The sequence below is a fragment of the Mesobacillus sp. genome (genome assembly GCF_049588175.1).
GTDB lineage: Bacteria > Bacillota > Bacilli > Bacillales > Cytobacillaceae > Mesobacillus.
On record NZ_JBAVFI010000661.1, the window covers coordinates 1 to 10,992 of the forward strand.

The window sequence follows — 10,992 nt, forward strand, 5'->3', positions numbered from 1 at the left end:
ACAAGGCGCACGGAGAAATTGTCGACTTCGTGGTGATTATGACCTATGAATGGGGATATAGCGGCGGACCTGCTCAGGCAGTTTCACCAATAGGGCCTGTCCGCCAAGTGCTGGAGTATGCCATTACCGAAATCCCTCCTGGAAAAATCATGATGGGCCAGAACCTATATGGCTATGATTGGACCCTTCCATTTGTGCAAGGTAGCGTAGCTAAGGCAATCAGTCCGCAGCAGGGCATTGAACTGGCTGCAAAATACAATGTTCCTATACAATATGATACGAAAGCTCAGGCACCGACCTTTAAATATACCGCAGCTGATGGGAAACAGCATGAGGTCTGGTTTGAGGATGCCCGCTCCATCCAGGCAAAATTCGATTTGATCAAAGAGTTGAAGATAAGAGGGATGAGCTACTGGAAACTCGGGCTTTCCTTCCCGCAAAACTGGCTGTTGATCCAGGAAAATTTCAATGTATTCAAAAGGCCCTCTTAAAAATAAAAGTCCTTCTTTTCACCTAGAAATTTTAAAATTGCCTAAATTTTATAAAAAAATAAATATCCTAAAAAATTTTTACACGATTCGATAATATTAGACAGGCGCAGTATTCATGCGGCTGTCTTGTTTTTTGTTAAAATTGGCTCTTAATATTCCGTATCCATTCTATGCCATGGTGTGATAAAATGGATTTTGCTATTTATATGCCAGAAATGTAAACCACATAGAAAAGCAAAAGCGCCTTTTAAATATAGAAATTGTCGACAAGAAACGCCACGTCCTGTAGCAATGGTCGACGTTGCCATTCTTAGGCAAGCTAAGTAGATAGGCGCTGGAGCTAGATAATTTTCAAAGTGAGAATATATTATTGTTACTTTGAAACAACGGAGAGGGAGGACATGCTGTGGAAGGTACACCTTTTATAACGGTTGAAGGACCGATTGGCATCGGAAAAACATCACTTGCCCGTGCCATTTCCGAGCAATTTCAATTTGCTCTTTTGAAGGAAATTGTCGATGAAAATCCATTCTTGGGGAAATTTTATGATGATATAGAAGAATGGAGTTTCCAGACAGAGATGTTTTTCCTATGTAATCGATACAAGCAGCTTGGAGATATTAATGAACATTACATCAGCCAAAACAAGCCTGTCGTTGCTGATTACCATATAATGAAAAACTTGATCTTCGCACAGCGGACTCTTAATGAACAGGAATACAATAAGTACCTCGCTATTTATCAAATCCTGACAAAAGATATGCCAAAGCCTAATGTCATCATCTATCTGACCGCCAGTCTCGACACACTTTTGAAGCGAATCAAGATGCGCGGCCGCGAAGTTGAAAAGAACATCAGCCCACTATACCTTGAGCAATTATCTCTTGATTACGAACAGGCTATGTTCCAATTCGAACAGGAGCATCCGGAAATCCCTGTTCTTCGTTTCAGTGGAGATGATCTCGATTTCGTTAAAAATGAAGCTGACCTACAGCTGATCATAGACCAATTGACTGCATCATTAAGGAAAAGGAGCGTACAACCATGAATCTTAGAGTAAAATATGACATCCCAGCCAATGCGGTCATCACGATTGCCGGTACAGTAGGAGTCGGTAAATCCACAATGACGAATGCCCTGGCAGATGCCCTGCGTTTCCGTACATCCTTTGAAAAAGTAGATACAAACCCTTATCTTGATAAATTTTATGCTGATTTTGAACGCTGGAGCTTCCATTTGCAAATCTATTTCCTTGCTGAACGCTTCAAAGAGCAAAAAAGGATTTTTGAATATGGCGGAGGCTTTATCCAGGACCGTTCCATTTATGAAGACACAGGCATTTTCGCAAAAATGCACTATGAAAAAGGCACAATGTCCCCTGTGGATTATGAAACTTATAAAAGCCTGTTTGATGCGATGGTCATGACACCATACTTCCCACATCCGGACCTGTTGATTTATCTAGAAGGCTCAATCGATGACATCCTTGAACGCATCAAGCTGAGAGGCCGCCCAATGGAACAGCAGACACCAATATCTTACTGGGAAGAAATGCACGGACGTTATGAAAACTGGATCAACAATTTCAACGCATGCCCGGTACTGCGTTTGAATATCAACGATTACGATCTTTTCAACAACCCTGAATCAATAGAGCCAATTGTTGAGAAAATCGCAACTCACATCAAACAAACTCAATTATTGAAAAAATAAGCCGCCAATTGTGCGGCTTTTGTTTTTATAGGGTTGAATTTTTTCTGCAGACAATGCAGGTGGTTCCTTTTCGGGAACGTAGAATCCTTATCGCCACCTATGTTCAGTAAAAACAAATATAAAAAAACCCGCTACATCCGTAACGGGTTTTTTTACACAATCTCCAAATTGTTTTTATGCGTTAATGCTTAATGTTTAAGTTAATGGAGGAGGTAGAGGGATTCGAACCCCCGCGCGGTGTTACCCGCCTGTCGGTTTTCAAGACCGATCCCTTCAGCCGAACTTGGGTATACCTCCGTATCGACAAGAACTATAATATCATGTATTACATTCATCGTCAACAGAAATTCAAATATTTTTTCGGGCAGGAAAATTTCCTGCCCGATAAGAAAAAAAGTTTCTTTTATTCTGGAGTGATTACATCACGATTGCGCATATATGGACGCAATACTTCAGGGATGATGACACTGCCATCAGCCTGTTGGTAGTTCTCAAGGATGGCAGCAACCGTTCTGCCAATCGCAAGTCCAGATCCGTTCAATGTATGCACATGCTCTGGCTTCGCCTTTGCTTCACGGCGGAAACGGATATTCGCACGGCGTGCCTGGAAGCCCTCAAAATTACTGCAAGAAGAAATTTCTCTGTACGTACCATAGCTCGGAATCCAAACTTCGATATCGTACTTCTTAGCAGCGGTAAAGCCAAGGTCCGCTGAACACATGCTTAGCACTCGGTATGGAAGGCCAAGCAGCTGCAGAACCTTTTCAGCATGCCCAGTAAGCTTTTCAAGCTCATTATAAGAATCCTCAGGCTTAACAAACTTCACTAATTCAACTTTATTGAACTGATGCTGGCGTATCAATCCGCGTGTATCGCGTCCAGCAGATCCTGCTTCAGAACGGAAGCACGCACTGTATGCTGCATAGCTGATCGGCAGCTCTTCTCCACTTAGAATTTCATCGCGGTGCATATTGGTTACAGGAACTTCTGCAGTCGGAATCAAGAAATAATCTTCACTTTCAATCCTGAAAGCATCCTCTTCAAACTTAGGCAGCTGTCCAGTACCAGTCATGCTTGCGCGGTTGACCATGTACGGAGGAAGAATTTCCTTGTATCCATGCTCATCAACATGCAGATCAAGCATGAAGCTGATCAATGCACGCTCAAGGCGAGCTCCTAAACCTTTATAAAATACAAACCGGCTTCCCGTTACTTTCCCAGCACGTTCGAAATCCAGAATCTGCAGATGTTCAGCAACCTCCCAATGAGGTTTTGGTTCAAATTCAAAATTGCGAACTTCTCCCCATTTGCGGGCTTCAACATTATCATCTTCTGTTTCCCCGATTGGAACACTCTCATGAGGAATGTTAGGTATGCTTAGCATAAGATTTTCCAATTCTTCCTCAACCACACGCAATTGATCATCCAATTCCTTGATTTGGTCGCCTACTTCACGCATTTCGGCAATCAAATGGTCCGCATCCTGTTTTTCCCGTTTCAACGCAGCAACCTGTTGGGTAACTTCATTTCTGCGGCTCTTCAATTGTTCAGTTTCAAGGATTAACTCCCTGCGTTTTACATCCAAATCTTCAAACTTGCCGAAATCGGTTAAATCTTCGCCGCGGTATTGCAGCTTGTTTTTAACTTCTTCAAAATTCGCTCTTAAATACTTTACGTCTAGCACAATGATTCCTCCCTTTTCTAAAAAAAAATAAAAAACTCCCGTCCCCAAAAAGGGACGAGAGTTAACCCGCGGTGCCACCCTAGTTGAAAGCAAATTCGCTTTCCACTCATAAAATAACGGTTTTTACCGAAAGTATTTACTGGCCATAATGGCGTTCCATACTCTGCTCGAGGGCGGATTCCTTTGTTTCAGACACCGGTTTGCACCATCCACCGGCTCTCTAAAGAATGAAAACAAGCTACTATTCCCTCTCATTGCTTTTAAGTATCAAATTTTAATACATAATTTACTACAATTATGTTCGACTTGCAAGCTGTTTATGCAAAATTTTTACTCTTTGATTCTTCAACCATCTTTACAAAATAGTTCATCAGCCTGTAATCATCTGTTAATTCCGGATGGAAGGAACAGCCTAAATACTGGCCGTCACGTGCCGCGACGATCCTGTCATTATGCTTGGCAAGCACTTCTACATTTTCTCCAGCTTCCACGATATGAGGCGCACGGATGAATACTGCTGAAAAATCATTTCCAACTCCAGCAATATCAATGTCAGCTTCAAAACTTTCACGCTGGCGGCCGAATGAATTTCGTTCAACCTTTACATCCATTACACCAATATGCGGCGCTTCATAGCCTACCAGTTCTTTGGCAAGTAGGATAAGACCGGCACAAGTCCCAAACATCGGCTTGCCGTCTGCAGCGAATTTTTTCAGTTCATCCATAAATCCATACTTATCGATTAACCGGCGGATTGCTGTGCTTTCACCGCCAGGAATAATCAATCCGTCCATTTCTTCCAGCTGCTCAGGACGCTTAATGACCATTCCCTCTGCACCGGAGGCTTCAATTGCCCAAATATGCTCACGAACTGCACCCTGTAACCCCAGGACTCCGATTTTCACCATAGCATCTCCTTACCAGCCGCGGTCCTGCATGCGGTTTTCAGGATTCAAGGTAGAAATCTCGATACCTTTAAGAGGTGTTCCAAGGTTTTTGGAGATATTCGCAATCAATTCGTAATCCTGATAGTGAGTTGTCGCTTCAACAATCGCCTTCGCGAACTTAGCAGGATTCTCTGATTTGAAGATACCTGAGCCAACAAATACTCCGTCAGCACCTAACTGCATCATAAGAGCAGCATCCGCTGGAGTTGCAACGCCGCCTGCTGCAAAGTTAACAACTGGCAAGCGTCCTAACTGCTTGATTTCTAAAAGAAGCTCATAAGGGGCTCCTAGCAGCTTTGCTTCAGTCATTAATTCATCAAGGTCCATTGCCACTACCTTGCGAACCTGCGCGTTTACTTTGCGGATGTGGCGGACTGCTTCCACAATGTTTCCGGTTCCTGGCTCGCCCTTAGTGCGCAGCATGGAAGCACCTTCGCCAATCCTTCTTGCAGCCTCACCAAGATCACGGCATCCACATACAAAAGGAACTGTATAATCTCTTTTATTCAAATGGAACTCTTCATCTGCAGGAGTCAATACTTCACTTTCATCTATATAATCTACGCCCATCGCTTCAAGCACACGCGCTTCAACGATGTGGCCAATTCTTGCTTTTGCCATTACGGGAATTGTGACAGCACCCATTACCTCTTCAACGATACGCGGATCTGCCATTCTTGCTACGCCGCCTGCCGCACGGATATCCGAAGGAACACGCTCTAGTGCCATTACAGCAACAGCGCCCGCCTCTTCAGCAATCTTTGCCTGCTCTGCATTGACTACGTCCATGATGACGCCGCCTTTTTGCATTTCTGCCATACCACGTTTAACTCGATCAGTACCTGTCTTCATTGTTATTCCCCCTGTTCCTTATAAAAGGATTTATGTAATAGCCTTACAAATAACTGGAAAAGCAGACTTTTTTAGTCGGAATTACAGTTACCCCTATTGAAAATAAACAATAAAAAAGGTTTCCTGTCAAGACAGGAAACCTTTTTATCAGTATATTTTGATTTTCACAAACTATTATATTATTTAGAACAAGCCTTTAACAGAATCTGCTATGCCGCCAAATAGGTCTCCAAAGAAACCTCCGATTCCGCGCATCATTAAAACAAACCAGTTCGCCTTTTCAACACTTTCTGCAGCGACAACAGGCACCTGGATTTCCTTTTGTCCGTCTTCCGTCAAGAAGCTGATATTATCACCCTTCTTAGACTTAACAGTCATATATCCAACCTGCTCTCCTTTTTTAATAGGAGCAGTCAATTCACCATTTTCGTTAAGCTTCTTTTTATCTAAAACAAGCACTGGCGCATATTGGTCTTTTTCACCGTTTTTCACTGCCATAGTGATCGAGTCTTTAGAATGGATTTCAACCTTGTCTTCTTTTCCCTTTGTAACAGGAATCGTTTTCTTGCTCTTTAACTGATAATTCTTTTTCACAAGTTCTTCTTTTGTAAAATTGTTGAATGCATAATCAAGAATTTTGCGTGTTTCTGCAAAACGGCTGTCTTTAGAATCTGCTTTCATGACTACAGAAATATATCTTTGGCCATTTCTCATGGCAGTAGCTGTAAAACCATAGCCTGCAAAATCAGTAGAACCCGTTTTCAAACCATCTACGCCATCATAAGGGAAAATAAGCTCTGGAAGCATCCAGTTGAAGTTTTTATACTCTCTTCCATCTCTGAACTTCAAAGAAGGCATGCTAGCTGTTTCTAAAACTTCTGGATAGTCTTTCAACAAACGGTAAGCAAGCTTTGCTAAAGAACGAGCAGTCATGACATTTTCCTCATCAGGGTTGCCTGCAGGATGCTTTCCTAGCAAATCTTTATTATTCAAACCAGTTGAATTAACAAATTTAACATCTTTCAAGCCAAGTTCAGCGGCTTTTTTATTCATCTTCTCTACGTGATTCTTTTCCGTACCTGATAGTACCTCTGCTAATGCGACTGTAGCAGCGTTTCCAGAATGGATCGCCATTGCCTGATACAATTCTTTCACTGTATAATCTTCGCCTTGAGTTAGGCCAACATTTGAAAGCTCAGGTGCAGCAGATAGCTTGTGGACATATTCATTGATTTTTACCTTTTGGTCCCACTGAAGCTTTCCTTTTTTAATAGCTTCGAGAACCATATACTCAGTCATCATTTTAGACATTGAGGCTACGCCAAGGACAACATCAGAATTTTTCTCATATAATACTTTTCCTGATTCTGCGTCAACCAGGATGGCTGCTTCTGCTTCGATGCCTAACTGGTCATCTGCAGCCTCAGCCTTCATTGTAAATCCAGAAAATACGGTTGCGATCGTTAAAATCAATGTTGCGAAGAACATTGAAAGCTGCTTCTGATTTCGATTCAAAACGTCTTTCCCTCCAAATTTTAAATTGTGACTGTTTTCATATAGATTGCAGCCTTGGGGCATCTTTTCCTAATTTTTTATATCAATATTGTAGTTGTTAATATACATATTTAATAATGAAGTTAGGAAGATCAACCACCATGATTATGAAAAAAGCCTATAAAGAAATAATCTATTAAGCTTGTATATTATTGATCCCTGAAAAATCACACCCGTTAAGTTTAACACAAAGAAAACGAAAAAAATAGACAGAGAATAGTCACTCTGTCTATTGTAAAATCAGGAAAAAACCTGCTATCATACAGGAAAAAAGTCTCAGATAAAGGGGTAATTTACCTTTTTGTTTTCTGAGCCATATACCTCTTTATTGGATAGAACCTTTTTGATGCACACTTCATACTTGGCTGTGTTAAAGGGCAATGTTGTTTTTTAGCAACTGTTGATTGAAGCGGAAATCAACAGACCAGTTTAACCCAGCCTAATACCTTCAAAAGCATTTTTATGACATTGAGTAGTTCGGAGCTTCCTTCGTTATTTGAACATCATGCGGATGGCTTTCTCTCAGTCCAGCCCCTGTCATGCGGACGAATTGTGCATTTTCTCTCAATTGATCAAGATCTGCTGTACCGCAGTAGCCCATACCGGAACGGATACCGCCAACAAGCTGATAGATTGTATCTGATAGAGGTCCTTTATAAGGAATTCTTCCTTCAATTCCCTCTGGAACAAACTTCTTGTTATCCTCCTGGAAGTAACGGTCCTTCGAGCCTTTTTCCATCGCTCCAACCGAACCCATGCCGCGATAAACCTTGAATCTTCGTCCCTGATAGATTTCCGTCTCTCCCGGACTTTCCGATACTCCTGCAAGCAGGCTTCCGAGCATGACAGCATGTCCGCCTGCAGCAAGAGCCTTAACGATATCTCCTGAGTATTTGATGCCGCCATCAGCGATGATCGCTTTTCCATGCTTGCGCGCTTCTGTTGCACAATCATAAACAGCTGTGATTTGCGGTACACCTACACCGGCAACAACCCTTGTTGTACAGATTGATCCCGGACCGATCCCGACCTTAACAACATCTGCTCCAGCCTCGATCAAATCCCGCGTAGCTTCTGCAGTAGCTACATTTCCTGCGATGATGTTCAGTTCAGGGTAACTTTCACGGATTTGTCTCACCGTTTCAAGAACCCCTCTTGAATGTCCATGAGCTGTGTCTACAACAATGACGTCAACATTTGCTTTAACAAGCATCTGCACCCTCTTCATCGTATCACCTGTGACACCAACTGCTGCTCCTGCAAGCAGACGGCCCTGTGCATCCTTTGATGAATTCGGGAACTCGATTACTTTTTCAATATCTTTAATGGTAATTAGTCCTTTTAATACGCCTTGATCATTTACTAGTGGGAGTTTTTCTATTTTATGGCGCTGGAGGATCTGTTCTGCTTCATTCAGTGTAGTGCCAACAGAAGCTGTTACCAGGTTCTCCTTTGTCATAACTTCTTCAATCTTTATGGAGTAATCCTGGATAAAACGCATATCACGATTCGTGATAATACCGACAAGCTTTTGCTCTTTCTCATTATTGACAATAGGTACACCCGAGATGCGGTATTTTGCCATGAGATGCTCCGCGTCAAATACCTGGTGTTCCGGAGTAAGGAAGAATGGATCAGTGATGACTCCACTTTCGGAGCGCTTTACTTTTTCAACCTGTTCAGCCTGCTGCTCAATGGACATGTTCTTATGTATAATGCCCAGCCCGCCCTGTCTTGCGATTGATATCGCCAGTTCCGCTTCCGTGACCGTATCCATACCAGCGCTGATAATAGGAATATTTAACTTTAAAGTTTCTGTAAGGCTGACCTTAAGACTGACATCCTTTGGCAACACCTCTGATTTTGCTGGTACCAAGAGCACATCATCAAACGTTAATCCTTCTTTTACAAATTTACTTTCCCACATTGTAAATGACCCCCTTTAAGAAAATATTATTTGTAGGTTATCAATTGGTTAAAATACTGTCAAGAAAGGTGCTATTAGTCCGATTTTTCAAATAACTTGGAGGTTATACATGTGTCCTTGCCATATAGAGAATGGAATAGTTACACACTCTTTTTTTCAGCAGAATATTCGCAAGCCTATCTGAAAAAATGCTATCGAAAATTAAACTTGGAACAACCAGACTTAAAAAGCTTTGAAAACTGTTATCCCTTTATGTATTATCTCGAACATGGGAAACTTTATTATGAACAGGCAGAAAAATCCCCACTTGCCATCCAGCCAATCATGCTGTTTTACGGACTAGTCCATTTAATCAAAGCATGTATTCTGACAGTTGCACCCGATTATCCAGAAACAACTTCTGTTCTGGCTCACGGTGTATCGACAAGAAAACGGAAGAAGCAGCAATACAGTTTTACTGAAGATGAAGTAAAGTTTCAAAAGAATGGATTATTTTCACTTATGGCTGAGAAAATGTTCCACATGAAACAACTTGAAGGTGAAAAAGCGACGATGGGCGAAGTACTTGAGTTGATTCCAGAACTTTCAGGCATTATTTTAGAACTAAAGGGAAAGCAAATCTTTCAGCCAGTGGCTGAAACAGAATCAAAATATTCTCTTCCAAAATCAGTATTAGACCAATTTCATATGACCGAAAATCGTTTCAAGGAATATTATCAATCTAAATCTGTTATTCCTATCTCATATCTGCCAGAGGATCAGCAAAGGATTTACTTTAAAGCGAAATTATCTGAGGCGGCTGAACCGATTCCATTAAAATATAATCTTGAGGATCAGCATTACTCATTCCCTTTGAATAAAGGTGAATTATACTTATTTCCCGAGCTGCTGCTGCATTATTTACTTTTATACAACCTAGGCATGATTGCCCGCTATGAGACCGAATGGTGGAGTGAACTGATTAAAATGATGCCGAATGAAGACTATCCGCTGATTCAGACGTTTTTAAAAGCCACGGTAAAAAAAGGACCTTACTTAATTTACCAATACTTAATGAATAAGTGATATACCAACGGCTGGCGACGGTCTAGAAGCAATAGAGAGTATTGAAACGTTTATATCCTACTAAAAACGGGAATTCCGTAAAATAGAACAACGAGAATACTAAGGAGGGAATTCGCATGGATAGAAAAAAATTGATGATGACAACAGTAGCCTTAGGAACAGCATACTTGCTAAAAGATAGAAAGTCACGTGAGAAAGTAATGGATCAATTGCAGTCGCTCGGAACTAAGAAAAAGAAAAACTAATACACAAAACCCCCAGAACTGATTTCTGGGGGTTTTGCTTTATTTTAGAACATAGCTGCTTCCGAAAAGGTTAGGAAGTGTTCGGAATGGTTCATAGGACAGTGGAACACCCCTAAAAGTCAATTGACTGATGTATACAGTGAATACGGTTGACCTGTTTGTTCTCAGCAGCTCGGTTTTAAATACCGGAATACCTGTGGAAGGAACATAATACCAGTAAGCCCACGTTTAACACCAGTTGGACGAGATATATTACCAGTAAGCCAAAATCCAATACCGGTGACTGCTACGATCATACCGGTAAACACGATTATATCCATAATAACTGGTTACCAGTTTCCGGTTACGCACATTTCAGAAGACACAAAAAAAGAACAGCCATTACAGCTGTTCTTTCACGTGCCCGGCGGCGTCCTACTCTCACAGGGGGAAACCCCCAACTACCATCGGCGCTGAGAAACTTAACTTCCGTGTTCGGTATGGGAACGGGTGTGACCTTCTCGCCATCGCCACC

At 41.7% G+C, this 10,992-nt stretch carries 10 protein-coding genes, 1 tRNA gene, 1 rRNA gene and 1 other annotated feature; of the genes, 5 read left to right on the plus strand and 7 right to left on the minus strand.

Features of this window, described 5'->3' with window-relative positions; genetic code table 11:
- The 3 genes from WB217_RS15975 to WB217_RS15985 all read left to right on the plus strand — a co-directional run.
- The coding region (locus tag WB217_RS15975; protein ID WP_423994246.1) for a glycosyl hydrolase family 18 protein at window positions 1–491 on the plus strand (491 nt) is incomplete at its 5' end.
- Window positions 492–897: 406 nt separating this feature from the next.
- Complete coding sequence (locus tag WB217_RS15980; RefSeq protein WP_423994247.1) at window positions 898–1,539, plus strand: deoxynucleoside kinase; 642 nt, start codon at window positions 898–900, stop codon at window positions 1,537–1,539.
- Window positions 1,536–2,204 (plus strand): deoxynucleoside kinase, encoded by a 669-nt coding sequence (locus WB217_RS15985; RefSeq protein WP_335433100.1) that lies wholly within the window; start codon window positions 1,536–1,538, stop codon window positions 2,202–2,204. The genes WB217_RS15980 and WB217_RS15985 overlap by 4 nt, the downstream gene beginning before the upstream one ends.
- A 204-nt stretch (window positions 2,205–2,408) precedes the next feature.
- Here WB217_RS15985 and WB217_RS15990 read toward each other — a convergent pair.
- The 6 genes from WB217_RS15990 to guaB all read right to left on the minus strand — a co-directional run bounded on the left by WB217_RS15990 (window position 2,409) and on the right by guaB (window position 9,168).
- Window positions 2,409–2,501, minus strand: a tRNA-Ser gene (locus WB217_RS15990).
- A 106-nt stretch (window positions 2,502–2,607) separates the two neighbouring features.
- Entirely contained in the window at window positions 2,608–3,888 is a 1,281-nt protein-coding gene (gene serS / locus WB217_RS15995) for a serine--tRNA ligase (protein WP_423994248.1), read from the minus strand.
- 47 nt (window positions 3,889–3,935) lie between these two features.
- Window positions 3,936–4,152: a binding site (T-box leader), on the minus strand.
- Window positions 4,153–4,205: 53 nt separating this feature from the next.
- Window positions 4,206–4,796, minus strand: coding sequence for a pyridoxal 5'-phosphate synthase glutaminase subunit PdxT (gene pdxT / locus WB217_RS16000; protein ID WP_423994249.1), 591 nt, complete (start codon window positions 4,794–4,796; stop codon window positions 4,206–4,208).
- Between the two features lie 9 nt (window positions 4,797–4,805).
- Entirely contained in the window at window positions 4,806–5,687 is an 882-nt protein-coding gene (gene pdxS, locus WB217_RS16005; RefSeq protein WP_207503278.1) for a pyridoxal 5'-phosphate synthase lyase subunit PdxS, read from the minus strand.
- 183 nt (window positions 5,688–5,870) lie between these two features.
- Entirely contained in the window at window positions 5,871–7,175 is a 1,305-nt protein-coding gene (locus WB217_RS16010; protein WP_423994253.1) for a serine hydrolase, read from the minus strand.
- A gap of 526 nt (window positions 7,176–7,701) precedes the next feature.
- Window positions 7,702–9,168 carry an IMP dehydrogenase gene (gene guaB / locus WB217_RS16015; RefSeq protein WP_423994250.1) on the minus strand — a complete coding sequence of 489 codons (1,467 nt, stop codon included), beginning with the start codon at window positions 9,166–9,168 and terminating at the stop codon, window positions 7,702–7,704.
- 111 nt (window positions 9,169–9,279) lie between these two features.
- On the opposite strand from guaB, the gene WB217_RS16020 reads away from it, so the two are divergent.
- Window positions 9,280–10,233, plus strand: a complete 954-nt coding sequence (locus tag WB217_RS16020; RefSeq protein ID WP_423994251.1) for a YaaC family protein — start codon at window positions 9,280–9,282, stop codon at window positions 10,231–10,233.
- Between the two features lie 116 nt (window positions 10,234–10,349).
- Window positions 10,350–10,478 carry a hypothetical protein gene (locus WB217_RS16025; protein ID WP_423994252.1) on the plus strand — a complete coding sequence of 43 codons (129 nt, stop codon included), beginning with the start codon at window positions 10,350–10,352 and terminating at the stop codon, window positions 10,476–10,478.
- A 401-nt stretch (window positions 10,479–10,879) separates the two neighbouring features.
- Here the strand turns inward: WB217_RS16025 and rrf are convergent.
- Window positions 10,880–10,992 (minus strand): 5S ribosomal RNA (gene rrf / locus WB217_RS16030); the annotation flags it as partial.